The sequence below is a fragment of the Megasphaera indica genome (genome assembly GCF_046614755.1).
GTDB lineage: Bacteria > Bacillota > Negativicutes > Veillonellales > Megasphaeraceae > Megasphaera > Megasphaera intestinihominis.
On record NZ_JBKKJR010000001.1, the window covers coordinates 22,428 to 48,832 of the forward strand.

The 26,405-nt window shown below is 57.0% G+C and carries 29 protein-coding genes; 23 read left to right on the forward strand and 6 right to left on the reverse strand.

Annotated features, from left to right (window positions below):
* Positions 1-4 precede the first annotated feature (4 nt).
* Genes ACFCTO_RS00140 through ACFCTO_RS00170 form a run of 7 tightly spaced genes read left to right on the forward strand, consistent with a single transcriptional unit; the run spans position 5 to position 4,582 of the window.
* Positions 5-517, forward strand: coding sequence for an ECF transporter S component (locus tag ACFCTO_RS00140; RefSeq protein ID WP_020310552.1), 513 nt, complete (start codon positions 5-7; stop codon positions 515-517).
* A 13-nt stretch (positions 518-530) separates the two neighbouring features.
* Entirely contained in the window at positions 531-938 is a 408-nt protein-coding gene (locus ACFCTO_RS00145; RefSeq protein WP_499876148.1) for a DUF3592 domain-containing protein, read from the forward strand.
* 21 nt (positions 939-959) lie between these two features.
* The gene (folE, locus tag ACFCTO_RS00150) at positions 960-1,535 is read left to right on the forward strand and encodes a GTP cyclohydrolase I (protein ID WP_020310550.1); all 576 of its coding nucleotides are present in this window, start codon (positions 960-962) and stop codon (positions 1,533-1,535) included.
* The gene (gene folB / locus ACFCTO_RS00155; protein ID WP_020310549.1) at positions 1,528-1,893 is read left to right on the forward strand and encodes a dihydroneopterin aldolase; all 366 of its coding nucleotides are present in this window, start codon (positions 1,528-1,530) and stop codon (positions 1,891-1,893) included. Before folE ends, folB begins: the two co-directional genes overlap by 8 nt.
* Positions 1,886-2,395, forward strand: coding sequence for a 2-amino-4-hydroxy-6-hydroxymethyldihydropteridine diphosphokinase (gene folK, locus ACFCTO_RS00160; RefSeq protein ID WP_292261467.1), 510 nt, complete (start codon positions 1,886-1,888; stop codon positions 2,393-2,395). Before folB ends, folK begins: the two co-directional genes overlap by 8 nt.
* Positions 2,370-3,035 (forward strand): response regulator transcription factor, encoded by a 666-nt coding sequence (locus ACFCTO_RS00165; RefSeq protein WP_292261465.1) that lies wholly within the window; start codon positions 2,370-2,372, stop codon positions 3,033-3,035. The genes folK and ACFCTO_RS00165 overlap by 26 nt, the downstream gene beginning before the upstream one ends.
* Complete coding sequence (locus tag ACFCTO_RS00170) at positions 3,032-4,582, forward strand: sensor histidine kinase (protein WP_292261464.1); 1,551 nt, start codon at positions 3,032-3,034, stop codon at positions 4,580-4,582. Before ACFCTO_RS00165 ends, ACFCTO_RS00170 begins: the two co-directional genes overlap by 4 nt.
* 238 nt (positions 4,583-4,820) lie before the next feature.
* Here ACFCTO_RS00170 and ACFCTO_RS00175 read toward each other — a convergent pair whose 3' ends face one another.
* Genes ACFCTO_RS00175 through ACFCTO_RS00185 form a run of 3 tightly spaced genes read right to left on the reverse strand, consistent with a single transcriptional unit; the run spans position 4,821 to position 6,588 of the window.
* Positions 4,821-5,051 (reverse strand): hypothetical protein, encoded by a 231-nt coding sequence (locus tag ACFCTO_RS00175; protein ID WP_292261551.1) that lies wholly within the window; start codon positions 5,049-5,051, stop codon positions 4,821-4,823.
* Positions 5,048-5,776: a metallophosphoesterase gene (locus tag ACFCTO_RS00180; protein WP_020310544.1), complete on the reverse strand. Its 729-nt coding sequence runs from the start codon at positions 5,774-5,776 to the stop codon at positions 5,048-5,050. The genes ACFCTO_RS00175 and ACFCTO_RS00180 overlap by 4 nt, the downstream gene beginning before the upstream one ends.
* 23 nt (positions 5,777-5,799) lie before the next feature.
* Positions 5,800-6,588 carry a DUF4931 domain-containing protein gene (locus ACFCTO_RS00185; protein WP_499876149.1) on the reverse strand — a complete coding sequence of 263 codons (789 nt, stop codon included), beginning with the start codon at positions 6,586-6,588 and terminating at the stop codon, positions 5,800-5,802.
* A gap of 105 nt (positions 6,589-6,693) precedes the next feature.
* Between ACFCTO_RS00185 and deoD the strand changes: the two genes are divergently transcribed.
* The 4 genes from deoD to ACFCTO_RS00205 are packed head-to-tail and all read left to right on the forward strand — an operon-like array spanning position 6,694 to position 9,213.
* Positions 6,694-7,401: a purine-nucleoside phosphorylase gene (gene deoD / locus ACFCTO_RS00190; RefSeq protein ID WP_444318017.1), complete on the forward strand. Its 708-nt coding sequence runs from the start codon at positions 6,694-6,696 to the stop codon at positions 7,399-7,401.
* Positions 7,402-7,407: 6 nt separating this feature from the next.
* The gene (locus tag ACFCTO_RS00195; protein ID WP_020310541.1) at positions 7,408-8,232 is read left to right on the forward strand and encodes an amidohydrolase family protein; all 825 of its coding nucleotides are present in this window, start codon (positions 7,408-7,410) and stop codon (positions 8,230-8,232) included.
* Positions 8,233-8,261: 29 nt separating this feature from the next.
* On the forward strand, positions 8,262-8,591 hold the full coding sequence (gene queD, locus ACFCTO_RS00200; RefSeq protein ID WP_499876150.1) for a 6-carboxytetrahydropterin synthase QueD: 330 nt from the start codon (positions 8,262-8,264) through the stop codon (positions 8,589-8,591).
* Entirely contained in the window at positions 8,581-9,213 is a 633-nt protein-coding gene (locus ACFCTO_RS00205) for a radical SAM protein (RefSeq protein ID WP_020310539.1), read from the forward strand. Before queD ends, ACFCTO_RS00205 begins: the two co-directional genes overlap by 11 nt.
* A gap of 19 nt (positions 9,214-9,232) precedes the next feature.
* Here the strand turns inward: ACFCTO_RS00205 and ACFCTO_RS00210 are convergent, their stop codons facing one another.
* From ACFCTO_RS00210 to ACFCTO_RS00220, 3 genes are all read right to left on the reverse strand, one after another.
* Positions 9,233-9,865, reverse strand: a complete 633-nt coding sequence (locus tag ACFCTO_RS00210) for a 3'-5' exonuclease (protein ID WP_020310538.1) — start codon at positions 9,863-9,865, stop codon at positions 9,233-9,235.
* A 65-nt stretch (positions 9,866-9,930) separates the two neighbouring features.
* Positions 9,931-10,059, reverse strand: coding sequence for a hypothetical protein (locus ACFCTO_RS00215; protein ID WP_292261542.1), 129 nt, complete (start codon positions 10,057-10,059; stop codon positions 9,931-9,933).
* Between the two features lie 25 nt (positions 10,060-10,084).
* Entirely contained in the window at positions 10,085-11,563 is a 1,479-nt protein-coding gene (locus ACFCTO_RS00220) for an aldehyde dehydrogenase family protein (protein WP_020310537.1), read from the reverse strand.
* Positions 11,564-11,766: 203 nt separating this feature from the next.
* Between ACFCTO_RS00220 and ACFCTO_RS00225 the strand changes: the two genes are divergently transcribed.
* From ACFCTO_RS00225 to murC, 12 genes are all read left to right on the forward strand, one after another.
* Positions 11,767-12,414: an HAD hydrolase-like protein gene (locus ACFCTO_RS00225; RefSeq protein WP_292261539.1), complete on the forward strand. Its 648-nt coding sequence runs from the start codon at positions 11,767-11,769 to the stop codon at positions 12,412-12,414.
* A gap of 46 nt (positions 12,415-12,460) precedes the next feature.
* Positions 12,461-15,382 carry an insulinase family protein gene (locus ACFCTO_RS00230; RefSeq protein WP_499876151.1) on the forward strand — a complete coding sequence of 974 codons (2,922 nt, stop codon included), beginning with the start codon at positions 12,461-12,463 and terminating at the stop codon, positions 15,380-15,382.
* Between the two features lie 12 nt (positions 15,383-15,394).
* Positions 15,395-16,318: a tRNA glutamyl-Q(34) synthetase GluQRS gene (gene gluQRS / locus ACFCTO_RS00235; protein WP_499876152.1), complete on the forward strand. Its 924-nt coding sequence runs from the start codon at positions 15,395-15,397 to the stop codon at positions 16,316-16,318.
* A gap of 352 nt (positions 16,319-16,670) precedes the next feature.
* The gene (gene mraZ, locus ACFCTO_RS00240; RefSeq protein ID WP_020310533.1) at positions 16,671-17,111 is read left to right on the forward strand and encodes a division/cell wall cluster transcriptional repressor MraZ; all 441 of its coding nucleotides are present in this window, start codon (positions 16,671-16,673) and stop codon (positions 17,109-17,111) included.
* A gap of 8 nt (positions 17,112-17,119) precedes the next feature.
* Positions 17,120-18,052, forward strand: coding sequence for a 16S rRNA (cytosine(1402)-N(4))-methyltransferase RsmH (gene rsmH, locus ACFCTO_RS00245; RefSeq protein ID WP_481325258.1), 933 nt, complete (start codon positions 17,120-17,122; stop codon positions 18,050-18,052).
* 39 nt (positions 18,053-18,091) lie between these two features.
* Positions 18,092-18,460, forward strand: coding sequence for a cell division protein FtsL (gene ftsL, locus ACFCTO_RS00250; RefSeq protein WP_299721334.1), 369 nt, complete (start codon positions 18,092-18,094; stop codon positions 18,458-18,460).
* 99 nt (positions 18,461-18,559) lie between these two features.
* Positions 18,560-20,065 carry a UDP-N-acetylmuramoyl-L-alanyl-D-glutamate--2,6-diaminopimelate ligase gene (locus ACFCTO_RS00255; protein WP_370843385.1) on the forward strand — a complete coding sequence of 502 codons (1,506 nt, stop codon included), beginning with the start codon at positions 18,560-18,562 and terminating at the stop codon, positions 20,063-20,065.
* Entirely contained in the window at positions 20,065-21,435 is a 1,371-nt protein-coding gene (locus ACFCTO_RS00260; RefSeq protein ID WP_481325259.1) for a UDP-N-acetylmuramoyl-tripeptide--D-alanyl-D-alanine ligase, read from the forward strand. Before ACFCTO_RS00255 ends, ACFCTO_RS00260 begins: the two co-directional genes overlap by 1 nt.
* Before the next feature lie 5 nt (positions 21,436-21,440).
* Entirely contained in the window at positions 21,441-22,406 is a 966-nt protein-coding gene (mraY, locus tag ACFCTO_RS00265; protein ID WP_499876153.1) for a phospho-N-acetylmuramoyl-pentapeptide-transferase, read from the forward strand.
* A gap of 55 nt (positions 22,407-22,461) precedes the next feature.
* Positions 22,462-23,829 (forward strand): UDP-N-acetylmuramoyl-L-alanine--D-glutamate ligase, encoded by a 1,368-nt coding sequence (gene murD, locus ACFCTO_RS00270; RefSeq protein WP_499876154.1) that lies wholly within the window; start codon positions 22,462-22,464, stop codon positions 23,827-23,829.
* Positions 23,830-23,862: 33 nt separating this feature from the next.
* Entirely contained in the window at positions 23,863-24,984 is a 1,122-nt protein-coding gene (murG, locus tag ACFCTO_RS00275; protein ID WP_020310527.1) for an undecaprenyldiphospho-muramoylpentapeptide beta-N-acetylglucosaminyltransferase, read from the forward strand.
* A gap of 28 nt (positions 24,985-25,012) precedes the next feature.
* Positions 25,013-26,401 carry a UDP-N-acetylmuramate--L-alanine ligase gene (gene murC, locus ACFCTO_RS00280; protein WP_499876155.1) on the forward strand — a complete coding sequence of 463 codons (1,389 nt, stop codon included), beginning with the start codon at positions 25,013-25,015 and terminating at the stop codon, positions 26,399-26,401.
* Positions 26,402-26,405: the final 4 nt, after the last annotated feature.

Here is a 26,405-nt window from a genome sequence, read left to right on the forward strand (position 1 = left end):
CTTTATGACAGAAGATATAAAAAATGTGACCCGTACCGGGCTCATCCTGGCCGTGACCTTGATCCTGCAGGGCCTGCGCCTGGTCATCCCCATACCGCCGCAGGTCAGTATGTTCGTCGTCGGCTCCCTGGTCAATGCCTGCCTCATCGTGGCCGTCCTCACCGTCGGCCGCCGGGCCGGCCTGGTCGTCGCCGCCTGTACGCCCGTCTTTGCCTGGCTCGAAGGGATGCTGCCCTTTTTTCCCTTTGTTTTTCCCGTAGCCTTGGGCAACAGTTTCTACGTCTGGGCGGCCTGGCGCTGGCAGCGGTACGGCCTGCCGGCTTTCTGCGGCGGCGCCCTGGGCAAGGCGGCCATCCTTTACGGCTCTTTTTACCTGCTCTTTGCCTGCATCGCCTTTCCGCCGGCTGTGCGGCATATGCTCTTGTTTGCCATGAGCTGGCCTCAGGTCGTGACGGGCGTCATCGGGGCTGTCATCGGCAGGGAAGTGAGCCGCTTCGCCGCTTCTCGTCCTGAATAGAAAGGAAGGTATTATGTTACTGCATATCTTTTATTATCTCCCGGCCATCCTCGGCGTGCTGTTCATCGCCGTCGGGACCTATCACGGCTGGAAATTCCGCGGCATGACGCGGCGCTGCAAGGTCGCCGCTGTAGGGACGCTCATCGGGTTTGAAGAAAAGAAGATGAAGAGCGGGACCTTGTATTATCCCGTCGTCCGTTTCCAGACGAAAGACGGCCAGACCTATCAGGCCCGTTACGCCTTTGGCGATGCCGAATGGGACTATACGGCCGGTGACGAACTGGATTTGCGCTATAACCCGGCGGATCCCCAGGAAATCTATCTCGATCACGTACAGAGTATCTGGCAGCAGTATGCCAGTCCCTTTTTCATCATCGTCGGCGGCCTTATCTTTATCGCTGCGTATTACTTCATTTTATAAATAAAGGAGGAGCTAGTTACGTTGGAAGAAAATGAAAGAGCCGTGGCTGCGATGCGGCAGTTTTTAGAGGCCCTGGGACTGGACCTTCAGGCCCTGGGGATGGAAAAGACGCCGCACCGCGTGGCCCAGGCTTTTGCTGATTTTTTCTCAGGCCTCAAGGAAAATCCCGATGACGAGTGGCAGGATCCCATTGCGACTCAGACCGATGGCCTGGTCGTCGTCCGCAACATCCGCTTCCACTCCATGTGCGAACACCACCTGCTGCCCTTTTTCGGCTCCGTCCATGTGGCGTATTACCCGAAAAAGGGGACCATTGCCGGCTTCGGCCATTTCGTCCGCGCCGTCGATATCCTGGCTCGGCGGCCTCAGCTCCAGGAACGGATGACTGACGAACTGTGTCAGTCCATCCGCCGCGGCCTCGACCCGGAAGGCGTGCTGATCGTCGTCCAGGCGACCCATCTGTGCCTGACCATGCGCGACCGCCTGGCCATCGACTCGAATATCGTGACGACGGCGTCGTCAGGCTGCCTGAAAGAAGGGACCGCCGCTTATGATCAGGCCTGGAAACTGCTCATGGAGGAGGAAAAAGATGGATAAAATCGTCCTGACGGGACTTCATTTCTATGGCTATCATGGCTGTCTGCCTGAAGAAAAACGCCATGGCCAGCCCTTTCACATCGACCTGGTACTGGAAACGGACCTGGAACGGGCCGGCCAGACCGACGACTTGACGCAGACCGTCGACTACAGCGCCGTCTATGGCGTCGTCAAGGCCGTCGTCGAAGGGCCGTCGTATGACCTCATCGAACGGGTGGGCCAGGTCATTGCCGACCGCATCCTGGCCCAGTTCCCGCTGGTCCAGGCCCTGACCGTGACCGTCCACAAGCCGCAGGCGCCCATCGGCGGGCCCTTTGAAGACGCTGCCGTCGTCCTGGAAAGGCGGCGCCATGGCTAAGTTCTATCTCAGCATCGGCGCCAATCTGGGTGACCGCATGGCGACGCTTCGCCAGGCCGTCCGCCTCCTGGCCGATACGCCGGGCGTGACGGTCACGGCTGTTTCGCCTTTTTATGAGACACCGCCCTGGGGCAAGACCGACCAGCCAGCCTTCATCAACGGGGCCGTGGCTGTCGAAACGGAAGGGTCCGGACAGGAGCTGCTCGATGCCTGTCTGGCCATTGAACGGCGTTTGGGCCGCGTGCGCCATGAAAAATGGGGCGCCCGGACTATCGACATCGACCTCGTCTACAGCCCGGACGAGGCGTGCCAGACGGAAACGCTGACCTTGCCCCACCCTTATGTAACACAGCGGGCTTTCGTCCTGGTCCCCCTGCGGGACCTGGCGCCGGACCTCATCCTTTGCGGCCGGCCAATCGGCGACTGGCTGGACCGGTTGCCGGATACAGACTCTATCAGAAAGAAGGACAGTAACTATGGAAAAAATACTCATTGCAGATGATGAACAGCTCATGCGCCAATTGGTTATCGACTTCTTGAAACCCGAAGGCTATGAAATCCTGGAAGCATCGGACGGCAAAGAAGCCCTGGAAATCTATGACAAAGAACATCCGGACCTCATCCTCCTGGACGTCATGATGCCCGGCTATGACGGCTGGACGGTCTGCCGCGAAATCCGCCGCGAATCGACGGTCCCCATCATGATGCTGACGGCGAAAGGGGAAGAAATCGACCAGCTCTTCGCCTATGACCTCGGCGCCGATGAATACATCACCAAGCCCTTCAGCCCGAAGATTTTAGTTGCCAAGATCAAGGCCCTCCTGCGCCGTTCCCAGAATGAACAGGAAACGCATGAAGCCGACGACGGCGTCGCTATCGACCGCGATGCCCGCCAGGTCGTCCTCGACGGCAAGAACGTCGACCTGAGCCCGACGGAATACAAGCTCCTCAACTACCTCATGAGCAATACCGGCAAGGCCCTGAGCCGCCGCCAGATCCTCAACCAGGTATGGAACTACGATTACTACGGCGATCTGCGCACCGTCGACACGCACATCAACCGCCTGCGCATTAAGCTCGGCGATAAAGGCCGCTATATCCGCACAGTCCGCGGCTACGGTTACCGCTATGATGGCAAATGAGGAAAGGGCGCTGGTCGTTAAAATTTAAGGCCGGCCTCTATGTCGGCTTTTTTACGATTTTCTTCATTATCACTCTCATGGTTGCCGTCGGCTTCGGCTTTGACCGCTACTATTATTCCATGAAAAAAGAAGCTATGGTCGAAGCGAGTCAGAAAATCAGCAATATCTACCGGAAAGAGGGCGGTTCAGATGAAAGTTCGCTGGACGACCTGAGCCAGCAGTATGCCTTGGATGTGCTCATCGTCGATCAGGGCCAGCTGGTCTATTCGTCCCGGCCAGGTCGGAAAGTCCACCTGCCCGTGGAAAAGGATATGAAAGATGAAGAAGTCATCGTCCAGGGGAAGGAAAATGAAGCGGCTGCTGACAAGCCGGCCTTCCGCCTGCCCCTGCATATTGCCGAACTCCGGGATCTGCTCGATGGCAAACAGCCGGAAGAAGAGATACTGGGCAAGGTCCAACTCTATAAGGATATGCCCGATTTCGAGCATTTCAACCTCATCGACCGCATCCAGGACGGGACGTATGTCATCATCAGCCAGTCCGTTGCGCCCATGCGGGAGAGTATCTACATCGTCCAGCGGTTCATCATCGTCTGCGGCCTCATCTGGCTGGTCCTGGCCATTATCGGCACGATTCTCCTGACCCAGCGCATGACCCAGCCTCTGCTGGAACTGAAGAACCTGGCCGTCGCCATGGCTCACCTCGATTTTTCCAAGCGCTGGAAGGGGAATTTCAATGATGAAATCGGTGAGCTCGGCGACAGCATCAATACGCTGGCCAACCAGCTCAACGTCGCCCTGACGGCTCTGCAGCAGTCCAATACGGAATTGCAGAAGCAGCTCGACAAGGCCAAGGAAGTGGAACACATGCGCAAGTCCTTCCTGTCGGCTGTTTCCCATGAGCTGAAGACGCCTCTGGCCATCATCCAGGGCTATGCCGAAGGGCTGGACACGCTGGATATCGACAAGGAAAGGCAGCAGCGCTACTGTGCCGTCATCCGCAGTGAAACCCAGAAGATGGATAAACTCGTCAAGGACCTGCTCAACTTGTCGCGTCTGGAAACGGGCTCTTTCAAACTGGAACAGACGGTCTTTGATTTCACGGCCCTGGCCGAAGAAAGCAAGGCCCGCTTTGCCAAGGCTCTGGCTGATAAGCATATCCTAGCCAAGTGGGAACTGCCAGCTGAAATGAACGTCTATGGCGACCCGGAACGGATCGATACGATTCTGACCAATTTCCTGAGCAATGCCATCGACTATACGCCCGTCGGCAGGCATATCCACGTCTTTGCCGATGACCTGGGGAAGCGCTACCGCATCTGTGTCTACAATGAAGGCAGCCATATCGGCGAAGAGTACCAGCAGCGCATTTGGGAACCGTTCTATAAGATCGATTCATCCCGGGCCCGCAGCCCGAAACGCGTTTTCGGCGGCCACGGCCTGGGTCTGGGGACCGTCGCGGCCCTGGTGAAACTCCACGGCGAAACCTATGGCGTCCGCAACGAAAAAGACGGCGTCACCTTCTGGTTCACCATAAAGAAGAGATAGTTCGTCGTTCATCGTAGGTCGTTCGTCGATGTAAGGGATAAAAAATGGGACCTCGCACGAAGGTTTTTGCCATCATGCGAGGTCCCATTTGCTTTATAGTTTGTAGAAGATGACTTTAAATTTAAAACCATCGGCTAGCCACTAACCACTAGCCTTTTTTGGAAGAGAACCCCTCAGACGCCTGCGGCGCCAGCTCCCCTTCGCAGGGGAGCCGAAAGCGGTGGAGGGGTTCTTCCCATCAGAACGACCGCTTGCCTAAGGTGGGGTGGCTGCATTTTTTCAGGGTCAGGTGGTCGACGAGGTAGCCGGCCCGGTCCAGGTCGACGTCTTCTTTTTGACCGTCGTGTTCAAAGACGCAGAGCGGCTGGTCGGTCCCAACTTCGCCGCCAGGGAGGTAGATGTATTCACCCGTTTCGGCGTCGCCGAAGATGATGCCGGCTAAGAGGTGTTTTTTGGCTATTTGACTCATCGCAGGGCCTCCTGTCCGTCGAATTTGATTTCTAAGAGCTTGCAGTCCCGGTAGTCCGCCGAGACGAGCTGGAGCAGCGTCCCGTTGTAGCGGCGCGGGAACATGGTCCCAGGCTGCATGCCGTGGAGATGGCCGAAGACGCAGAGTGGGACGTGATATTTTTCCAAAAGGTCCGTAAAGCCGCTGGGTTTGGTCAGATCGCAGACCGGCGGGTAGTGGAGCAGGAGGATGGTGTGCTTGCACTGCAGGGCCTCGGCTTCCTGCAAGGTCCGTTCGACGCGCAAAAGTTCCCGCCGATAGGGCTTGGCGTCGCGGTCTTCCTGGTAGTGGATGTCGCCTGGGCAGACCCAGCCGTGGGTGCCGCAGATGGCGATGTCCTTGTCGCCTAGGACGGCTGTCGAGCCGTAGAGGTACTGCATATTATTCTCGGCGTCCATCCGGTTCAGCTTGCCGGCACTTTCCCACCAGTAATCGTGGTTGCCGCGGATTATGATTTTTTTACCCGGCAGGGCCCGTATCTGGTCCAGGTCTTCCTGGGCCTCCTTGAGGTGCATAGCCCACGACGTGTCGCCGGCGATGAGGACGACGTCGTCGTCACTGACGCGGCTCTTCCAGTCGGCGGCGATGCGCTGCCAATGGTTCTTCCAGCGGCTGCCGAAGACTTCCATGGGCTTTTTGGGGGGATTGCCTGATAAATGTAGATCACCGATTGCAAATAAACGCATAGAGTTGTAATAACCGTCCTTTCTTATACTTCATGCAAGCGCTGTTGCAAGGCATGAATGAAGCGCGCTGAATGGCCTCCGTTGGCGATTTGGGGAATCATATAGCCAACGTAGAGGGGGTTGGTCAGAAAGCGCGGGATAATTTTGACATACAAGGCATCGTCAGCCGGGAAGTCATAGAAAAAGATATTATAACTGTCGTTGAAGCTGACAAAGGAGTGCATGAAATAATCTGCCGTCAGCTGCATATAGCGGACGAATTTCCCCAGCTTTCCCCGGTCTTTGAGGATGAGGTTCACTTCATAAAAGCCGATAATCGGGCGCTGGGACAAGTTGACCGTCAGGCCGTCTTCTTCAATGATGGAAGGCCCGACGAAGTGGAAGGGTTTGATGTCCTGGTGATAGTCGTAGTCCTTGAAGCCGACAATCTGCGAATGGGGGTGGTGGATGGTGCCGCCGGCCATGTAGCCGTGGTTGCGGTAGAAGACGACGGACCGGAATTTTCCCATGTCCTTGACTTGCTGCCATTTTTCCAGGCCGAATTCGATGAGCTTCAAGGCGTATTCCGGTGTATACAATGAAAATTCGCCATCGCAGTCATCGCTTTCGATGATCAGCGTCTGCCACGAATCCTTGAGGACGGGGTAGGCGTTTTCCAGCCAGATCATAGGGCCCCGTTTTTCCATGACGTTCTTCAAGTGGGCTACGTCACAGAAGGGACAATACTTTTCATCGCGATGGACCGTGTCGGGCTTGGTCTTGCCCAGGTCCAGATTATATTCCAAAATGTGAGATAAGGGATTTTCATTCATGACGACCGCTCCTTTTGATACCTACTATACATTGTAGCATAGAGATAGCCATTTTCAAACCATGTGGTATAATACAGATATGCTATTTTTAAGGAGGAATTTATCATGAGTCTTCATATTGCTGCTCGTGACGGTGAAATCGCCGACCGCATCTTGCTTCCCGGCGATCCCCTGCGGGCTAAATATATTGCTGAAACTTTTTTGGATGATGCCGTCTGCTATACGGATATCCGCAACATCCTCGGTTATACGGGGACCTATAAAGGAATCCGTCTGTCTGTCCAGGGTACGGGCATGGGCATCCCGTCCATTTCCATTTATGCGACGGAACTCATGCGCGATTACGGCGTGAAGAAGCTCATCCGCGTCGGAACCTGCGGGGCCATGCGCAAAGATATCAAGCTCCGCGACGTCATCATCGCCCAGGGGGCCACGACGGATTCGTCGATCATCCGCAACATCTTCGGCGGCTCCATCAACTACGCGCCACTGGCTGATTTCACGCTCCTGCGCCAGGCCTACGAACAGTCGGTCAAACAGGGCATCCCGGCGCGGGTCGGCAACATCGTCTCTGTCGACCGCTTCTACGATGACGAAATTGACAATGATAAACTGACCCAGTACGGCATCATGGCCGTCGAAATGGAAACGGCCGGCCTCTATACGCTGGCTGCCAAATACGGCGCTCAGGCCCTGGGATTGTTCACGGTCAGCGACCACTTGCTGACGGGCGAAGCCTGCACGCCGGAAGAACGGCAGACATCCTTCGACGATATGATCCACATTGCCTTGGAAACGGCTATTCAGGAGTGATCGCCTATGAGAGCTAAAGAACTACGGGTCATTGACAGCCACTTCCATTTTTGTGATTACGTCGGCTTCAACCAGATTGCCCTGGCTGCGGGCTATACTAATACGGAAGAATGCCTGCACAAGGCCTTTCAGGACAACAACATCGTCCACGGCGTCGTCATGGGCAACAAGACCCTGGACCCGGCAGGCCATCACTACCCCGATTACATGAGCTACTGCATCGGCCTGGACAGCAACGTCTTTTACGACGATATGGACCTCATGACGGCCCAGGTCGAAGAGAACCTCAAGCGCAAGCAGTGCTGCGGCATCAAGCTCTATCCGGGCTATAACCACGTCTACGTTTACGATGAGCTCTACGACCCCATTTACGAGCTGGCCCGGAAGTATAACAAGCCCGTCGCCATCCACACGGGCCTGACGGCTACGGCCAATGCCCTCTTGAAGTACAGCCATCCCATGACCCTCGATGAAGCGGCCGTCAAATATCCCGATGTCCAGTTCGTCATGTGCCACATCGGCAATCCCTTCCTGCAGGATGCCATTGCCGTCCTGGAAAAGAACCACAACGTCGCCGTCGACTTGTCAGGCCTCCTGGAAGGGAAGATACCCGACATGGTCACCTTCCTGCGGGATAAGCGGGGCTATATCTCCATGCTCCGGGACTGGCTGAACTACCTCGGTTCCTACGACCGGGTCATGTTCGGGACCGATTGGCCCCTGGCTAATTTTGCCGATTATATTACCTTTGTCAAAGATTTCATCCCCGAAACGTATTGGGATGACGTCTTCTTTAACAATGCCAACCGCATCTACCAGCTGGGATTATAGCCGGCCTTGCGTCAAGGGAGGAACGCTTTTTGTATACTGTAACCAAGCGGATGGAAATATCCGCTGCCCATCACCTGGTCCTCGATTATGAGAGTAAGTGTGAGCATCTCCACGGTCATAACTGGATCATCTATGTGACCTGCCAGGCCGAAACACTGGACCGAAACGGCATGGTCGTCGATTTTAAGAAAATCAAGGAAATGGTCCATGGCAAAATGGATCATCAGAATCTGAACGATGTCTTCGACTTCAACCCGACGGCGGAAAATATCGCCAAGTGGATCTGCGACACCGTTCCCCATTGTGTCAAAGTGACGGTCCAGGAAAGCGAAGGGAACGTGGCCACTTATGAATTATAGCCTCTGTGTCAACGAGATTTTCGACAGTATCGACGGCGAAGGCAAGAAAGCCGGTCAGCTGGCGACGTTCATCCGCCTCTGCGGCTGCAACCTGCGCTGTTCTTACTGCGATACGGCCTATGCCTTTAACGAAGGCCGGCACATGGACATTGCCGATATCATTGCCCAAGTGTCCTATCCCAACGTCACCCTGACCGGCGGCGAACCGCTGTGCCAGGACATCCACGCCCTCCTGGAAGGGCTCAAAGGGCACAGCGTCAATATCGAGACCAATGGCAGCATGGACATCGAGCCGTATTTCAAATACGACCACGTCTGGTTCACTGTCGATTATAAGAGCCTGTCTTCGGACATGGCCAATCGCATGCTGCCGGAGAACTTCGAGAAGCTCCGGCCTCAGGACGTCCTGAAGTTCGTCGTCGGCGACGAAGCCGACCTGCGCCAGGCTCTGGGTGTCTATCAGCTGTACCGGCCTAAATGTGCCGTCTACGTCGGCGCCGTCTTCGGCAAAATCGAGCCGCGGCGCATCGTCGAGTTCATGAAGGAACACCGTTTGACGGACTGGCACATGCAGCTTCAACTCCATAAGATCATCTGGAACCCCGACGACCGGGGCGTCTAGCTGAAACGACGAAACGCCGTTATCCGCTGATTTGCGGGTAACGGCGTTTTTTGAAGATGGCCTGGTCGTCATCGAGCATGTGCTGGAAGCAGAAGAGCGTCGCGTCCGTATCGGTCAGGCTGTCGTGCCAGTTGCGGCCGTGATAGCCGTAGTGGGCGGCGCAGTTCATGAGCTTTTCATAAGTAATGGTCTTCGTTTCCTGGTAATGGATGAGGGAAAAGGCTTCGGCCAGGTCGAGGTAGATGTCCTTGTCCGGCAGGACGACGCCCGACGCGTGGAGCTTGGCAATGTCGTTGAAGGTACTGTAGCCGACGATGAGGTCTGCATCCATGAAAAGGCTGCTGACCGTGTCGGCCCAGAGGATGAACGGGTCTTCACAGGCGACCTGTTCCGGCGTGATGTGATTGACTTCCATCGCTTCATCCCAGCGTTCCGTGTAGAGGGGCTTGAAATAGCGGTTCATGAGGACGTCGCCGCAGCCGTTCATGATGGACAGCTGGATGATTTCGGCGTCGGCCGTGAGGCCCGTCGTCTCCAGGTCCAGCGTCAGGATGCGCGCCGGGTCGAGGCGGCGGATGGCCTGTTTAATCTGCGGCGACCGGCGGATGCTCTGGCGCCGGGCCTTTTCTTTCTTCGACAGTAACTTTTTCATGGAAAAACCTCCTTTCTTCTCTGCAATGGCTTTATTATAGGAAGAAAGGAGGTCCTTGTCAATCGTTATTTCTTGGTGCTGGCACCGGTCGCAGCCTGCGGCGGAGCCGGCCGGTCGACGGTGGCAAAGCCGTAGACGGCCGTACAGGCCAGGAGCAGCATGAGCAGGAGGGAGATGATTTTTTTAGCTGTCATAGGAGAAGTGTCCTTTCGTGATTACTTATTCGTATAAGCCGCTGGGCTTTTCCGAGAGGTTGATGAAGATATTCTTGGTCTGCATGTAATGGCGCATGGTCGTCTTGTCCGTTTCGCGGCCGATGCCGGAGAGCTTGTAGCCGCCGAAAGGTGCGCCGGCCGGTAGGGCATTGTAGGTGTTGACCCACATGCGGCCCGTTTCCACGCCTTTGGCTACGCGCAGGGCCCGGTTGATGTCGCGCGTCCAGACGGCGCCGCCTAAGCCGTATTCGCTGGCGTTGGCCAGGGCGATGACTTCGTCTTCCGTCTCAAAGGGCAGGATGCAGACGACAGGGCCGAAGATTTCTTCCTGGGCAATGCGCATATCGTTGGTGACGTCGGCGAAGATCGTCGGTTTGATGAAATTGCCCTTGTCGAGGCCGTTGGCGGTTGCCTTTTCGCCGCCGCAGACCAGGCGGGCGCCTTCCTGCTTGCCGATTTCAATGTAGCTGAGGATCTTTTCGACCTGACGGCCGTCGATCTGGGCGCCCATCTGCGTGTCTTCCAGCCAGGGCAGGCCGACTTTGACGCGGTTGAAGCGTTCAGCCAGTTCGGCGACGAACTTGTCGTAGATCCCTTTCTGGACGAAGATGCGGGAGCCGGCGCAGCAGACCTGGCCCTGGTTGAAGAGGATGCCCAGCTGGGCGCCGTCCATGGCCATGTCCCAATCGCAGTCGTCGAAGAAGATATTCGCCGATTTGCCGCCCAGTTCCAGTGTCGCCGGGATGAGTTTTTCCTGGGCTGCTTTGTAGACGCCGCGGCCGATTTCCGTAGAGCCCGTGAAGGCCAGTTTCTGGATATCCGGATGGTCGAGGATGTACTGGCCCGACCGGGAGCCCTTGCCGGTGATGACGTTGACGACGCCGTCAGGCAGGACGCCTTCCAGGAGGTGCATCAGTTCCAGGACGCTGAGGGACGTCGTGCTCGATGGCTTGAGGATGATCGTACAGCCGGCGGCCAGGGCCGGTGCCAGTTTCCAGGCGGCCATGAGGAAGGGGAAGTTCCACGGGATGATCTGGCCGACGACGCCAATCGGTTCGTGGATGACCAGGCTCAGCGTGTGGTCGTCCAGGGTCGACGCCCGGCCGTCTTCGCTGCGGACGACGCCGGCGAAGTAGCGGAAATGGTCGGCTGCTGCCGGGATGTCGACGGCCTTCGTTTCCCGGATGGGCTTGCCGTTGTCCAAGGTTTCGATGAGGGCCAGCGTGTCGGCGTTCTTATCGATGATGTCGGCGATTTTCAAGAGGATGGCCTGTCGTTTTCGGGGCGATACGTTCTTCCAGGCCGGGAAGGCAGCCTGGGCGGCGCGGACAGCGGCGTTGACGTCGTCCTGCGTCGCTTCGGCACAGACCGACAGGACTTCACCGTTGGCAGGGTTGATGGCTTTGAAGGTAGAACCGTCGCTGGACGGGACCCAGCGGCCATTAATATATAAATCGTAAGAGGGGCGGATGACATTTTTCATCAGGACACTTCCTTTCTACGTAATGGACATAAGAGAAAATGATTCTTTGTTAATGTAAAGTCATTATACCATAAGTATACTAAAACGGTCAACAATGGGAATTTTTTCACGGTCTTTGCTCTGTATAAATGATTGCAAATATTGACAAAGCAGGCTAAAATAGATAGGGTACACAATAAGTATAGTTTCACAGGAGAAGTTACATGTATAAATACGTTTTATTCGATCTCGACGGGACCCTGACCGATTCCAAGGAAGGCATCATCAAGTCCGTTGCCTATGCCCTGGAGCAGATGGGCGAATCGACAGAAGGCCGTCTGGATCAGCATACTATCGTCGGGCCGCCGCTGTTGACGACCTTTGAAGACGTCTATGGCTTTTCGCCGGAAAAGGCCCGCCAGACTTATGCCTATTTCCAGGAACGCTACAGCACGATCGGCAAGTTCGAGAACCGGGCTTTCGACGGCATCGTTCCCATGCTCAAGGCCATGAAGGAAGCGGGCATCCGCTCGTTCGTCGCTACATCGAAGCCCCAGGTCCATGCCGAGGCGATCTGCCAGAAATTTGGCATCGCTCCCTATGTGGAAGCTATTGCCGGACCGGCCGTCGGCGGGACTGATACCAAGGCCGACGTCATGCGGCGCATCCTGGCTGGCCTGGGCCCGGTGGAAAAGGGCGACGCCGTCATGGTCGGCGACCGCCGCTTCGACATCATCGGCGCCCACGAATTGGGCCTGCCCGTCATCTATGTCACCTATGGCTATGGTGATGAAGCGGAACGGAAGGCCTTCCAGCCCGAGTACACGGCAGCGACCGTAGGGGACTTGAAGCGATTACTTTTGCAAGCATGATACTAGCTATAATACATTATATAATAAGAAATGAAGGAGCATTTTTATGAAGTTACAAGAAAAACAGATGATCCATGGCTTTGCCGTCGACCGGTCCCGTTACGTACCGGAACTGCACAGCCAGGCCTATGAGCTGCACCACGTCCAGTCCGGTGCCCGCCTGTTATATATCCAGAATGACGACGACAATAAGGTCTTTTCCATTTCCTTCCGGACGACGCCGTCTGACAGCACTGGCGTACCCCATATCTGCGAACATTCGACGCTCTGCGGCTCGCGGAAGTTCCCCCTCAAGGAACCCTTTGTCGAACTGGTGAAGGGCTCGCTCAATACCTTCCTCAACGCTATGACCTTTCCGGACAAAACCATGTATCCCGTAGCCAGCCGCAACGCTGCTGATTTCAAGAACCTCATGGATGTCTATCTCGACGCCGTCTTCTTCCCGAACATGATCAAGGACAAACAGGTCCTCATGCAGGAAGGCTGGCATTATCATCTCGACTCGGCTGACGACGAGCTGACTTATCGCGGCGTCGTCTATAACGAAATGAAAGGCGTCTTCTCTTCACCGGACTCGCAGATGGAACGGCACGTCATGGATGCCCTCTTCCCGGATACGACGTATGGCGTCGAATCGGGCGGCAACCCCGATGATATCCCGAACTTGACGCAGGAAGGCTTTGCCGCTTTCCACGCCAAATATTACCACCCGTCGAACAGCTATATTTTCCTCTACGGCGATATGGATATCGACCAGAACCTGGCCTTCATCGACGGCGAATACCTGAGCCAGTTCCAGGCCCAGACCATCGATTCGGCCATCGGCCGCCAGGCCTGCCCGGGCAGCCAGGTCCAGACCTTCCCCTACGGCATTGCCACGGGAGAAAAGACGGACCACAAGACGCTGCACAGCCTGACCTATGTCATCGACGACGCCCTGGACCCGACGGTAGCCATGGCCTTCAAAGTCCTGACCTACGTCCTCCTGCAGTCGCCGGCAGCGCCGCTGAAGAAAGCCCTGGTCGATGCCGGTCTGGGCAAGGATATTTCCGGTGACTTCCAGGATGGCCTCCTGCAGCCCTTGTGGGGCATTTCCGTCAATGGCTCGGACCCGGATAAACAGGACAAAATCCTGCCCATCGTCCGCGACGTTCTCAGCAACATGGTCCGCGACGGCCTGGACAAGACCCTGCTCACAGGCGCTTTGAACCGGACGGAATTCATCCTGCGCGAAGCCGATTTCGTCGGCCGCCCGAAGGGCCTCATCTACGGCATCCGCTGCATGGATACGTGGCTCTACGATATGGACCCCCTGGCTGCCCTGTTTTATGAAGGCTCCCTGGATGTGTTGCGCCGCGGCATCGACAACGGCTACTTTGAAGGCCTCATCCAGAAATACATCCTCGACAATCCCTATTACGCCCTGGTCTCACTGGTACCGGAACCGGGCCTGACCGAACGGCACGACAAGGCCCTGGCCGACAAGCTGGCTGCTTACAAGGCTTCGCTCTCGAAAGAAGAAATCGACGCCATCGTAGCCGACTCCCAGGCCCTGCAGAAGCGGCAGGCCACGCCGGACTCGCCGGAAGCCCTGGAAACGATTCCGACCCTGACCCGGGACGACCTGGAAAAGAAGGCCGACACGATTGCCATGGAACAGCAGGATGTAGGCGGCGTCCCGGTCTGCTACGTCCCGGATGAAACGAACGGCATTACTTATGTCAATGCCTACTTCGACCTCCACGGCTTGACACGGGAAGAAATTTCCTATGTCTACCTGCTGAGCGACCTCATCGGCGATATGGATACGACAGACCATACGTATGGGGACATCGCGTCGCTCATCGACTTGTACACGGGCGGCATCGACTATAGCGTGTCGGCCTTTTCGAACCGGACGGACAACAAGGACTACATGCCGGTCTTCCGCTTCAAGGCCAAAGGCCTGACGCAGAACCTGGACAAACTCGTCGATTTGTTGAAGGAAATTTCCCTGCATACGGTCTTCACGAATAAGGACCGCCTGGTCGAACTCGTGGAAGAAACGAAGGCCGGCTGGGATGTGGATGCCTTCCGCCGGGGCCATACGATTGTCATGCACCGCGTCTTGTCCTACGTTTCGCCAGTCGAAGCCTTCTGCGACGCCGGGGAATTGTCGTACTACGAATTCATTACCGATGTCGCCAGCCGCATCCACACGGGCGCCGAAGCCATCGGAGCCAAACTCGCTGCGGTCATGAAGAAGATCTTCACCCGTTCGGCCCTGACCCTGGAAGTGACGGCCAGCCGGGACGACTGGCAGACGGCGAAAGACACTGTGTCGTCGTGGATCACGGCCCTGCCGCAGGGCGAAAAGCCCCAGGGCTTGTGCGATTTCGGCCTGTCCCGGAAAAATGAAGGCATCATGACCAGCGGCACGGTCCAGTACGTCGCCAAAGGCGGCAATTTCCGCAGCCACGGCTACGACTACGACGGCTCGCTCATGGTCCTCGATACGATCCTCCAGTACGGCTACTTGTGGACGAAGATCCGCGTCCAGGGCGGGGCGTACGGCGCCTTCACCCGTTTCTATGACAACGGCGACATGGTCTTCTGCTCGTACCGCGACCCCAATCTCCGCTCCAGCGTCGAGGCCTACGATGCCCTGGCAGATTATCTGGAATCCTTCGACGTGTCTGACCGGGAAATGACGAAATACGTCATCGGGACCTTGAGCCGCATCGACATCCCCTTGACGCCGTCCCTGCGGGGGGCCAAGGCCATGACCCGCTATTTCACGGGGACCACTGATGCCATTGCCCAGCAGCGCCGGGACCAGCTGCTGGCGACGACGGCCGCCGACATCCGGGCACTGGCACCGCGCATCCGCGCCGTCATGGCCGATGACAATGTCTGCGTCATGGGCAGTGAAGCCAAGATACGCGAAGCGAAGGACTTGTTCACCAGCCTCATTTCGCTGCCCGATTAGGATGTGAGTGTCATGCGCGGACGTTTTGCGCCGAGCCCGACGGGCTATATCCATTTGGGCAATGTCTGGTCGGCTTTCCTGGCCTGGCTGCAAGTGCGCCAGGCCGGCGGGACCTTGGTCCTGCGGATCGAAGATATTGATGAACAGCGGTCGAAACCCCTCTTTACCCAGGCCCTCATGGAAGACTTGCACTGGCTGGGCCTCGATTGGGATGAAGGGCCTGACATAGGCGGACCTTACGGGCCGTACATCCAGCAGGAACGATACGACCGCTATGCGGCGGCCCTGGATACACTCAAAACCGCCGGCCTCTTGTATCCCTGTTATTGCAGCCGTGCCCGCCTGCAGGCCGTCGGCGCCCCTCATGCCGGCGAGCATACCGTCTATGACGGCCATTGCTACGGCCTGAGCGAAGCCCAGCGGAAGCAGATGACCAAGAAGCCGTCGTGGCGGGTCCATGTGCCGGAACGGACCATTTCCTTTACAGACGGCGTCTACGGGACTTTCCACGAAGACTTGACGCGCTGCTGCGGCGACTTCGTCGTCCGCCGGGCCGACGACATGTATGCCTATCAGCTGGCCGTCTCCGTCGACGACGGGGCCATGGCCATCACCCACGTCCTGCGCGGTGAAGACCTGTTATCGTCGACGGCCCAGCAGATATGGCTCATGGAAACGTTGGGCTATACGCCGCCCGTATACACCCACGTGCCCATGCTCGTCGATGAAGCCGGGAACCGCCTGTCCAAGCGCCAGCACGGCATCACCATCCGCTCCCTGCGGGACCGGGGCCTTACGGCAGAAGACATCTTATCCTACCTGGCCTACGCCGGCGGCCTGGTGCCGGAACGGCGCCGCTACAGCCGGGATGAACTCGTCCGGCGCTGCGATTTCCACAAATTGCGCACCGAGCCCATCGTCGTAAACATGCTGTAGGGGCCGCCAAAAGGGCGGCCCGCAGGTCGCAGGCTGCTCCGTAGGGGCCGTCCCAAAGGGCGGCCCGCCGGAGGAGACGCACTCAGGTTCCTGTCATTATGCGAGGTTACTTTTCTCTATAGTTTGTAGTACGGAGTTTGTAGAAGATGGCTTTAAATTTAAAACTATTCACTACAAACTTCAAACTGCAAACTTTTAACTCGGACTACGAGCCACGAACCACGAATCTCCCCAAGAAGTTTTGTCTGAAAGAAGAAACTTTCAGGCAAAACTTCTTTTTTTCGCCATTATGTTGTCACGGCGTGTGGAAATGTGGTAGAATGTGGTGAAAAGTGAAAGGAGTTGCGGCCTTATGTTTATGGGTGAATATGAACATACCATCGATGCAAAAGGTCGCGTTATTTTGCCTGTCAAATTTCGGGACGAACTAGGGCCAAAGTTCGTCGTTACCCGCGGTTTGGAAGGCTGCCTTTCTGTCTATACGATGGAGGCGTGGATGCGGTTGGCCGGAAGTTTGAAAAAACTCCGGGCTTCTAAAGAAAATGTCCGCGCCTTCAAGCGGTTTGTCTTCGGCAGTGCTGCCGAAGTAGAATTCGATAAACAAGGCCGCATCCTGATTCCGGCGACATTGAGGGCCTATGCCAAGCTGGTCAAGGATGTGACTGTCCTGGGGACAGGGGATAAGGTCGAAATCTGGAGCAAAGACGCTTATGAAGCGTATGCTGCCAAGACCGTACCGGTCATGGAAGAAATTGCAGAAAGTCTCGACGATGCCCTGGACTTGGACTTTTAGGAGGAATTATGAATTTTCATCACGTCAGTGTGCTTCGTAAAGAAACCATAGATAACTTAATTACCGACCCTGACGGGATCTATGTCGATTGTACACTCGGCGGCGGTGGTCATTCCCGGGCGCTAGCCGAACGCTTGTCGCCTAAGGCGACGCTCATCGGCCTCGACCAGGACCGGGACGCCATTGCAGCGGCGACGGAACGGCTGAAGGATACGGCCTGCCGGCGTATCCTGGTACAGCGGAATTTCCGCTATCTGCCAGACGTGCTCGATGAATTGGGGATAGAAAAGGTGGACGGCGTCATGTTCGACCTCGGCGTGTCCAGTTATCAGCTCGATACGCCGGAACGGGGCTTTTCCTACATGCAGGACGGTCCCCTGGACATGCGCATGGACCGGGACCAGAAGCGCAGCGCTTACGATATCGTCAATGGCTACAGCCAGGCCGACTTATACCGCATCATCAAGACCTACGGCGAAGAACGGTGGGCTAAGCGCATTGCGGCCTTCATCGTCGAGGCGCGGCGGGAAAAGCCCCTGGAACGGACAGAAGAACTAGTCCAGGTCATCAAGAAGGCCATCCCGGCCGGTGCCCGCAAGGACGGACCCCATCCGGCCAAGCGGACGTTCCAGGCCATCCGTATCGAAGTCAATGATGAACTGGGCATCCTTCACGATTCCCTGGAACAGGTTGCCCAGCGCCTGAAGCCGGGCGGACGGCTGTGCGTCATTACCTTCCATTCCCTGGAAGACCGCATTGCCAAACAGACGTTGAGGCTCTTGGCGACAGATTGTATCTGCCCGCCGGACATGCCCGTTTGTACGTGCCATCATCATGCCATCCTAAAAGCGAAGCGCCAGCCCATCCTGCCGTCGCAGGAAGAACTGGATACGAATCCGCGGGCCCGCAGTGCGAAGCTCCGCGTCGGCATCCGCAAGTAACGGGGCCGGGCTATGATCATGGAAATGGATGTGTTGCGTATGCTGGTGAGGAAAGCCGGGAACATACATGGTGATAAGAGCATACCCTTATGGCGGACGGCTGCCGTAGACGCAATCCGGCGGGGGGCGGCTTACGTCCTGCTGCCGATTGGAATGATTGCGGCTATCGTGATCGTGTCCAATCTACTGACATCCTGGGCGTATCAGCAGAGTGGAGAACTCATGGAGGTGAAGCGCGAGACGCAGCAGCTGCAGCGTGAAAACGATGAACTGCGCGTCGAGATTTCCAAATTGGAAACACCGGAACGAATTTACACGACCGCGACGAAGCGACTGGGCATGGTAGCGCCGTCACGGATCCTTTACGGGAGCCAGACGGACCAGGCCGCAAGGGGAAAACGTCGATAATTGCTTAAAACCGAGAGGTCGACGCACTTCGTGCGACGACCTCATTGTTGTTTAGCTTGTAGAGAATACAGAAAGAAGTCACAAGGAGGACCTATGATTATGACCAAAACGGTAGGAGAACTTTGTAAACAGATCAAGGGCATTTATAATCTCAACGGCAGTGCCGATACGGTGATCACCGGTATTTCATCGGATTCGCGCCAGATTGAAGCGGGCTATCTCTTCGTCTGCATTTCCGGTGTCCACGTCGATGGCGCCACCTTTGCAGCCCAGGCTGTCGAAAAAGGGGCCGTCGCCGTCTTGACGACGAAACACCTCGACCTGCCCAAGAGCACCGTCCAGATCCAGGTACCGGACATCCATCACGCCCTGGAAGACATGGTCCCGTTCTTTTATGATTATCCGGGCAAGAAGATGCGCATGATCGGCGTCACCGGCACTAACGGCAAGACGACGACGACTCACATCATCGCCCATATCCTGCGGGCTGCAGGATATCATGTCGGCGTCATCGGCACCATCCACGCCCTCATCGACGATGAAGAACTGCCAATCCATAACACGACGCCGGATGTCGTCGAACTCCAGCACTTCCTGGCCCTCATGCAGGAAAAGGGCATGACCCATGTCGTCATGGAAGTTTCCAGCCATGCCCTGGCCTTGAACCGCGTTGCCGGCATCGAATACGATACGGCTGTCTTCACCAACCTGACCCAGGACCACCTCGATTTCCACAAGACCATGGAAAACTACGTCGCCGCCAAGGCCAAGCTCTTCCAGAGCCTGACCGCTGCCGACCACGTCAAGGAAAACAAGACGGCTGTCGTCAATATCGACGACCCCTGGTCCAAAGATATCCTCCAGGCCTGCCACTGCAAGGTCCTGACCTACGGTGTCGAAAAGGATGCCGATCTCAAAGGGTCCAACTTGAAAGTCGAATTGAAGAAATCCTCCTTTGATGTCGTCGGCCCCTTCGTCAACGTCCACCTCAACATGAATATCACGGGCTTGTTCAATGTCTACAATACGCTGGCTGCCATCGGCGCAGCCCATGCCGAAGGCGTCGATGAAGCCACTATCGACAAGGCTATCCAGACCTTCCACTCCGTACCGGGCCGTTTTGAACTCGTCGAAGCCGGTCAGGATTTCGCCATCGTCGTCGACTATTCCCATACGCCGGACAGCCTGCAGAAGGCCCTGGAAACGGCGCGGGCCATGAAGCCGAACCGCATCATCGCCGTCTTTGGCTGCGGCGGCGACCGCGATAAGACCAAGCGCCCCATCATGGGCCGCATCGGCGCCGAACTGGCCGATATCCCTATCGTCACGTCTGATAACCCCCGCTCGGAAAACCCGGAAACCATCGTTTCCGAAGTCGAAGCGGGCGTCAAGGAAGGCTTGAAACCGGGTCAGCACCATGAAGTCATCGTCAACCGCCGCGACGCCATTTACCGCGCCGTCGAACTGGCCCAGACCAACGACATCATCGTCATCGCCGGCAAGGGCCATGAAACGTATCAGATCCTCAACGACGGGACCATTCATTTCGATGACCGCGAAGAAGCGCGCAACGCCGTCCATGCACTGCACAGAGGAGATAAATAATGGCTGCTTTTACTAGCGAAGAAATAATCCAGGCCACTGGCGCCCGGCTCCTGAAGCCGGCCGCCTCTGTGTCTTTCAGCGATGTCTGCACGGATACGCGGGCCATCGCCAAGGGTTCGTTGTTCGTCGCCTTCAAAGGGACGTCTTTCAACGGCCATGATTTCGTAGATAAGGCCCTGGCTGCCGGCGCTGCCGGGGCAGTCGTATCGGAAGTGCGTCCGGAATATGAAGGGATGACGGCGCCGATTTTCGTCGCCGCCGACACGCTCAAGGCCTATCAGGACCTGGCCCGCTTCCACCGCCGCCGCTTTGCCATCCCCGTCGTAGCCGTCACCGGTTCGGTCGGCAAGACGTCGACGCGCAATATGATTGCTACCGTCCTCAGCGAAAAGCACCGTGTCTTGCAGACGGAAAAGAATTTCAACAACGAAATCGGCCTGCCCAAGACGCTCTTGCAGCTGACGCCGGACCACGAAGCCTGCGTCGTAGAAATGGGCATGCGCGGCTTAGGGCAGATTGCCGAACTGGCTGCCATCGGCGAACCGACTATCGGCGTCGTAACCAACGTCGGCAAGAGCCATATCGAACTGCTCGGCTCGCAGGAAAATATCGCCAAGGCCAAAGCCGAACTCGTCCAGGCCCTGGATGAAAAGGGGACGGCTGTCCTCAACGGCGATGATCCCTTCGTCCGCCCGATGACGGCTTTGTGCAAAGGGAAGACCGTCCTCTATGGGACCGATGACCAGGCGGCTGTCCGGGCAGACCACATCGTCTGCGACCAGCAGGGCGTCCGCTTCCATTGCAGCGGCGCCGGCCAGTCTTTCGACGTTTCCGTGCCGGTCATCGGCGGCCACAACGTCTACAATGCCCTGGCAGCCATTGCCGTCGGCCAGCTGACGGGCCTGAGCGCGGCTGAGATACAGCGCGGCCTGGCATCGTACCACGGCATGGCCATGCGCCAGGAACTGCTGCATATCGGGCCGTATACCTTCATCAACGATACGTATAATGCCAATCCCGCGTCCATGGCCGAAGCCATCCGCACGCTGGACCTGCTGACAAAGGGCCGCAAGATCGCCGTCCTCGGCGGCATGGGCGAACTGGGAGACTGGGCGAAACGGGAACACGAAGCCATTGGCCGCCTCGTCGCCCAGACCGGTCTCGATGCCCTCATTACGATGGGCGATTTAGCCAAAGATATCGCCCAATCGGCGAAAGCTGCAGGCATGACGGCCGTCTATACGACGGATACGCATGAACAGGCGGCGCGCCAGCTGAAAGAACTCCTCCACGATGGCGACACAGTCCTCCTCAAGGGCTCGCGGAGCTTTGCCATGGAAAAAATACTGCCCTATTTTGAAAGGAAGTAATGTGAATGTTTAAAATGCTGATTCTCAGCTTCATCGTCAGCCTGGTCATCGGCCTGGTCTTCGGACCGCTGGTCATCAAGGAATTGAAAAAATTCCATGCCCGCCAGTCCGAAAGGGAAGAAGGGCCGCAGAGCCACAAATATAAAGCCGGGACGCCGACTATGGGCGGCGTCCTCATCCTGACGGCGCTGACCGTATCGTGCCTCATCTTCGATCCGATGGACCTGCGCAAAGGCCTGGCCTTATTCCTGGCTTTGGGGCATGGCGTCATCGGCTTCCTCGATGACAGCATCAAGGCCATCAAGCACCGCAACCTGGGTCTTACGGCGAAACAGAAACTGGCCGGCCAGTTCGTCATGGCCGCGATTTTCTGCTACATCCTCGATGCCTTTCTCCATTTCCCGACGACCTTGTGGATTCCCTTTACTTCCATCACTGTCGATTTGGGCATGTTCTACTATCTCTTCGTCTTCGTCATGATCGTCGGCACGAGCAATGCCGTCAACCTGACCGACGGCCTCGACGGCCTGGCTGCCGGGTCCTGCGCCATTACGTCCGTTGCCTACGTCGTCATCGCCGTCGCCCTGGGCTATACCCATTTCGCTATCTTCGGCACGGCCCTGACCGGGGCCTGCCTGGGCTTCCTCTTCTATAACCAGCATCCGGCCAAGATGTTCATGGGCGATACGGGCTCTTTGGCTCTGGGCGGTGCCCTGGCAGCTATGGCCATTTTGACCAAGACGGAACTGCTCCTCATCCTGGCTGGCGGCTTGTACGTCATCGAAGCCCTGTCGGTCATCATCCAGGTCATTTCCTTCAAGACCCGCGGTGTCCGCGTCTTCAAGATGAGCCCAATCCACCACCACTTTGAGCTGTCTGGCTGGAGTGAAGTCAAGGTCGTCACTGTGTTCTGGAGCTTCTCGGCTCTCATGGCGATCCTGTCCATTATCGTCGTACTGGCCTGCAAATAGGGCCTGCGGCTTTTCTGATTGAACTACGATATTTTATATAAAGCAGGTGTTGGCAATGAGCATCATGGATTTTTCTGGAAAACATTTCTTAGTCATCGGCGCAGGCATCAGCGGCCGCGCTGCCTCTCTGGCCCTGGCAGGTCATGGCGGGTCCGTTACGCTGAATGATATGAAGGCCATCGACACGGAGGAACAGTCGTGGCCGGATATAAAGGCCGCCGGCGTCCAGCTGGTCTTCGGCAGCCAGGAAACGGCTCTTTTGGACGGCATGGATGTCGTCGCCCCGTCGCCGGTCATTTCTCCGGAAATCCCGATCATGAAAGAAGCGGCCCGCCGCGGCCTGCCAATCTGGAGTGAAGTCGAAGTCGCCTGCCGGGTCACCGATGCCGACATGATCGGCATTACTGGGACCAATGGCAAGACGACGACGACGACCCTGGTCGGCGAAATCATGAAGGCTACAGGCCGTCAGACCGTCGTCGGCGGCAATATCGGCTACGGCCTGTCGGCCCAGGCCGACAACCTGCCAAAAGAAGCCGTCGTCGTCGCTGAACTGTCCAGTTTCCAGCTCGAATTCACGCACAGCATCAAGGCCAAGGCCGCGACAATCCTCAACATCACGCCGGACCACCTGGACCGCCATCATACGATGGAAGGCTATGCCGCTGCCAAGGAACGGATTTTCCTCAACCAGGACAAGGGCGATTACGCCGTCCTCAATTACGATGACGAACGGGTACGGGCCATGGCAAAAGACATGACCGGTACGGTCGTCTATTTCTCGACGTGCGGCGAAGTCCCGGAAGGGGCCTTTTATCAGGACGGACAGCTTATCCTGCGCCTCCATGGACAGGATACCGTCGTCTGTGCCGAAACGGACCTGCACCTCTTCGGCAAGCATAATATCCAGAATTGCCTGGCTGCGATTCTCTTGACCTATGCTGCCGGAGCGCCCCTCGACGTCATCCGCCAGGTCCTCAAGGCTTTCAAAGGCGTCGAACACCGCCTGGAAAAAGTGCGGACCATCCACGGCGTCACCTATTACAACGACTCGAAGGGGACCAACGTCGATGCGTCCATGAAGGCCCTGGAAGCCTTCCCGCAGGGGCACCTCATCCTCATTGCCGGCGGCTATGACAAGAAGACGCCCCTCGATGACTTCATGGCCCTGGCGGCGAAACGCGTCGATACGCTGATCCTCATCGGCGATGCGGCCGAACGCTTCGAAGCCGCTGCCAAGAAGGCGGGTATCCAGGATATCCGCCGTACTGGTTACAGCATGGAAGGGGCCATCATGCTGGCCCGCAAAATCGCCAAGGCACCGCAGGCCGTCCTCTTGTCGCCGGCTTGCTCGAGCTTTGACATGTATGATAATTTTGAACAGCGCGGACGTGTCTTCAAGGGCATCGTCAACGCCATTTAACGATATTTAGAAGAAACAACAGGAGGCAGGAACATGCGTCGAGTCATTATTTCCGGAGGTGGCACAGGCGGCCATATCTACCCGGCGATTACCATTGCCCGGGCGATTGCCGACATTGAGCCCACCGAATTTCTCTACGTCGGCTCCAAAATCGGCCTGGAAAATACATTGATCCCTAAAGAAGGCTTGCCTTTCGTCACCCTCGACGTGCGGGGCCTGGAACGGAAGATTTCCGTCCGCAACCTCGTCACCCTGGGCAAGACGGCAGGCAGTCTGATCAAGGCAGAAGGCATTATCCACAAATTCAAACCGGACGTCGTCATCGGGACGGGCGGTTTCGTCTGCGGTCCGGTCCTTTTGGCAGCCAGCCTGAGCGGTGTGCCCACACTGATACAGGAACAGAACGTCATCCCCGGCGTTACCAATACGATTTTGAGCCGCTTCGTCAACCGCGTAGCCCTGGGCTATGAAGAGGCAGCAGCCCGTTTCAAGCGCAAGGATATCCTGGTCTATACGGGCAATCCCGTCCGCAAGGATATCCTCACGGTGACGCGGGAAGAAGGGCGCAAGGCCCTGGGCCTGGACCCGGATAAGTTTACGCTCCTCGTCGCCGGCGGCAGCCGCGGCGCCCGCAGCATCAACACGGCGATGATCGAAGTCCACAAGTATTTCCGCAACGACGACCATATCCAGATCCTCCACGTCACGGGGGACCATGAATACGACCGCGTCGTCAAGCAGCTGCCGGGCATCGAATGCCGCGGCCGCTATGGCAAGGGAAGCCGTATCATCCCGTACCTGCATCATATGCCCGACGCCCTGGCCGCCTGCGACCTGGCCGTCTACCGGGCCGGTGCCGTCGGTCTGGCTGAACTGACCGTCCGCGGCGTGCCGTCCATCCTCATTCCCTATCCCTATGCAGCCGAAGACCACCAGCGCTACAATGCCCAGGCCCTGGTCATGTGCGGCGCTGCCAAGATGATCCTCGACAAGATGCTGACAGGCCGGGAATTGTTAGAAGAAATCATTCATTTAAAAGACGATCCGAAGGCACTGGCAGCGATGGCGAAAGCCAGCCGCTCCATGGGCAAGCCCCAGGCGGCACACGATATTGCCGAACTGGCCTTGTCGATTGCCCGCAAACGTCGTCCGTAAGAGGAAAAGAAGGGTGTGGAATAAACCTATGGTTAATCTGAACGATGTTACCAACGTTCATTTTATCGGCATTGCCGGCGCCGGGATGCGGGCAATTGCCAATGTTTTCATTGAAAAAGGATATCATGTATCCGGTTCGGACCTCAAAGCGTCTTCGATAACGGAACAGTTCGCCAAAAAAGGGGCCCGTATCTGTATCGGCCAGCGTCCGGAAAACCTGCAGGACGCCCAGGTCGTCGTCATTTCATCGGCTATCCGCGATACCAATGTGGAACTGGCCGAAGCGCGCCGCCGCGGTATTCCTGTCATCCATCGCTCGGATGCCCTGGTCCATATCATGAGCTGGGGGAAGGGGATTTCTGTAGCCGGTGCCCACGGCAAGACGACGACATCGTCCATGCTGGGCCAGGTCTTTGAAGAATGTCATCAGGACCCGACCATCGTCATCGGCGGCGAAGTCGATTACCTGCATAGCAATTCCATCCTGGGGAAAGGCGCTTATGTCATCGCCGAAGCCGATGAAAGCGATGGGACTTTCCTCAAGCAGAACCCTTATATCGCCGTCGTCACCAATATCGACGCCGACCATATGGACCATTACGGCTCGCTGGAAAACGTCATCGCCGCTTTCAAGCAGTTCATCCAGAAGCTCGACCCTGAAGAAGGACTGGCCGTCTTGTGCTTTGAAAACGACAAGATCCGCGCCCTGGCCCCGCAGACGGGCCGCCGCTACGTATCTTACGGCATCGAACAGCCGGCGGACTATCAGGCCAGCGACCTGCATTACCTCAAGGGCAAGCTCCATTTCTCCGTCTATAAGCACTGCGAAAAGATGGGGGATATGGTCCTCAACGTACCGGGACGCCACAACGTCCTCAACGCCCTGGCGACGACAGCCGTTGCCGATGCCTGCGGCCTGCCCTTCGACGGCATCGCGTCGGCCATGAGCCATTTCCACGGCGCCAAACGGCGTTTCCAGACCAAGGGCTTCGTCGGTGACGTCTGGGTCGTCGACGACTATGCCCACCATCCGACGGAAATCAATGCGACCTTGACGGCTGCCCGCGATATGGGGACGCACCGCGTCGTCTGCCTCTTCCAGCCGCACCGCTACACGCGGACGAAGTTGCTCCTCGACCAGTACGGCAGCGCCTTTGCCAAAGCCGATAAGCTCATCGTCACCGACGTCTACAGTGCCGGTGAAGATCCCATCCCCGGTGTATCAGGGGAACTCATTGCCAAGAAGGTCAAGGAAACGACGGGACAAGATGTCACCTATATCCCGCACAAAGAAGACTTAGTGGCTTATTTGAAGGAAAATTCCCGGCCTCTCGACCTGGTCATCACCATGGGGGCCGGAGACATTTATAAAGTCGGCGAAGCCTATCTCGCTGAAGCTAAAGAAATGGAGAAATAAGGAA

What these genes read in the sequence shown, in the direction of transcription:
- ACFCTO_RS00195 (WP_020310541.1), top strand. Translation starts at nt 7,408, where the DNA reads ATGAGAGCTAAAGAACTACGGGTCATTGACAGCCACTTCCATTTTTGT.
- ACFCTO_RS00210 (WP_020310538.1), bottom strand. Translation starts at nt 9,865, where the DNA reads ATGAAAAAGTTACTGTCGAAGAAAGAAAAGGCCCGGCGCCAGAGCATC.
- ACFCTO_RS00185 (WP_499876149.1), bottom strand. Translation starts at nt 6,588, where the DNA reads ATGAATGAAAATCCCTTATCTCACATTTTGGAATATAATCTGGACCTG.
- murC (WP_499876155.1), top strand. Translation starts at nt 25,013, where the DNA reads ATGGTTAATCTGAACGATGTTACCAACGTTCATTTTATCGGCATTGCC.
- ACFCTO_RS00165 (WP_292261465.1), top strand. Translation starts at nt 2,370, where the DNA reads ATGGAAAAAATACTCATTGCAGATGATGAACAGCTCATGCGCCAATTG.
- ACFCTO_RS00175 (WP_292261551.1), bottom strand. Translation starts at nt 5,051, where the DNA reads ATGAGTCAAATAGCCAAAAAACACCTCTTAGCCGGCATCATCTTCGGC.
- ACFCTO_RS00215 (WP_292261542.1), bottom strand. Translation starts at nt 10,059, where the DNA reads ATGACAGCTAAAAAAATCATCTCCCTCCTGCTCATGCTGCTCCTGGCC.
- ACFCTO_RS00230 (WP_499876151.1), top strand. Translation starts at nt 12,461, where the DNA reads ATGAAGTTACAAGAAAAACAGATGATCCATGGCTTTGCCGTCGACCGG.
- ACFCTO_RS00140 (WP_020310552.1), top strand. Translation starts at nt 5, where the DNA reads ATGACAGAAGATATAAAAAATGTGACCCGTACCGGGCTCATCCTGGCC.
- folB (WP_020310549.1), top strand. Translation starts at nt 1,528, where the DNA reads ATGGATAAAATCGTCCTGACGGGACTTCATTTCTATGGCTATCATGGC.
- mraZ (WP_020310533.1), top strand. Translation starts at nt 16,671, where the DNA reads ATGTTTATGGGTGAATATGAACATACCATCGATGCAAAAGGTCGCGTT.
- ACFCTO_RS00205 (WP_020310539.1), top strand. Translation starts at nt 8,581, where the DNA reads ATGAATTATAGCCTCTGTGTCAACGAGATTTTCGACAGTATCGACGGC.
- deoD (WP_444318017.1), top strand. Translation starts at nt 6,694, where the DNA reads ATGAGTCTTCATATTGCTGCTCGTGACGGTGAAATCGCCGACCGCATC.
- murD (WP_499876154.1), top strand. Translation starts at nt 22,462, where the DNA reads ATGAGCATCATGGATTTTTCTGGAAAACATTTCTTAGTCATCGGCGCA.
- mraY (WP_499876153.1), top strand. Translation starts at nt 21,441, where the DNA reads ATGTTTAAAATGCTGATTCTCAGCTTCATCGTCAGCCTGGTCATCGGC.
- ACFCTO_RS00225 (WP_292261539.1), top strand. Translation starts at nt 11,767, where the DNA reads ATGTATAAATACGTTTTATTCGATCTCGACGGGACCCTGACCGATTCC.
- ACFCTO_RS00170 (WP_292261464.1), top strand. Translation starts at nt 3,032, where the DNA reads ATGAGGAAAGGGCGCTGGTCGTTAAAATTTAAGGCCGGCCTCTATGTC.
- ACFCTO_RS00260 (WP_481325259.1), top strand. Translation starts at nt 20,065, where the DNA reads ATGGCTGCTTTTACTAGCGAAGAAATAATCCAGGCCACTGGCGCCCGG.
- ACFCTO_RS00180 (WP_020310544.1), bottom strand. Translation starts at nt 5,776, where the DNA reads ATGCGTTTATTTGCAATCGGTGATCTACATTTATCAGGCAATCCCCCC.
- folK (WP_292261467.1), top strand. Translation starts at nt 1,886, where the DNA reads ATGGCTAAGTTCTATCTCAGCATCGGCGCCAATCTGGGTGACCGCATG.
- ACFCTO_RS00145 (WP_499876148.1), top strand. Translation starts at nt 531, where the DNA reads ATGTTACTGCATATCTTTTATTATCTCCCGGCCATCCTCGGCGTGCTG.
- murG (WP_020310527.1), top strand. Translation starts at nt 23,863, where the DNA reads ATGCGTCGAGTCATTATTTCCGGAGGTGGCACAGGCGGCCATATCTAC.
- ACFCTO_RS00255 (WP_370843385.1), top strand. Translation starts at nt 18,560, where the DNA reads ATGACCAAAACGGTAGGAGAACTTTGTAAACAGATCAAGGGCATTTAT.
- rsmH (WP_481325258.1), top strand. Translation starts at nt 17,120, where the DNA reads ATGAATTTTCATCACGTCAGTGTGCTTCGTAAAGAAACCATAGATAAC.
- gluQRS (WP_499876152.1), top strand. Translation starts at nt 15,395, where the DNA reads ATGCGCGGACGTTTTGCGCCGAGCCCGACGGGCTATATCCATTTGGGC.
- ftsL (WP_299721334.1), top strand. Translation starts at nt 18,092, where the DNA reads ATGCTGGTGAGGAAAGCCGGGAACATACATGGTGATAAGAGCATACCC.
- ACFCTO_RS00220 (WP_020310537.1), bottom strand. Translation starts at nt 11,563, where the DNA reads ATGAAAAATGTCATCCGCCCCTCTTACGATTTATATATTAATGGCCGC.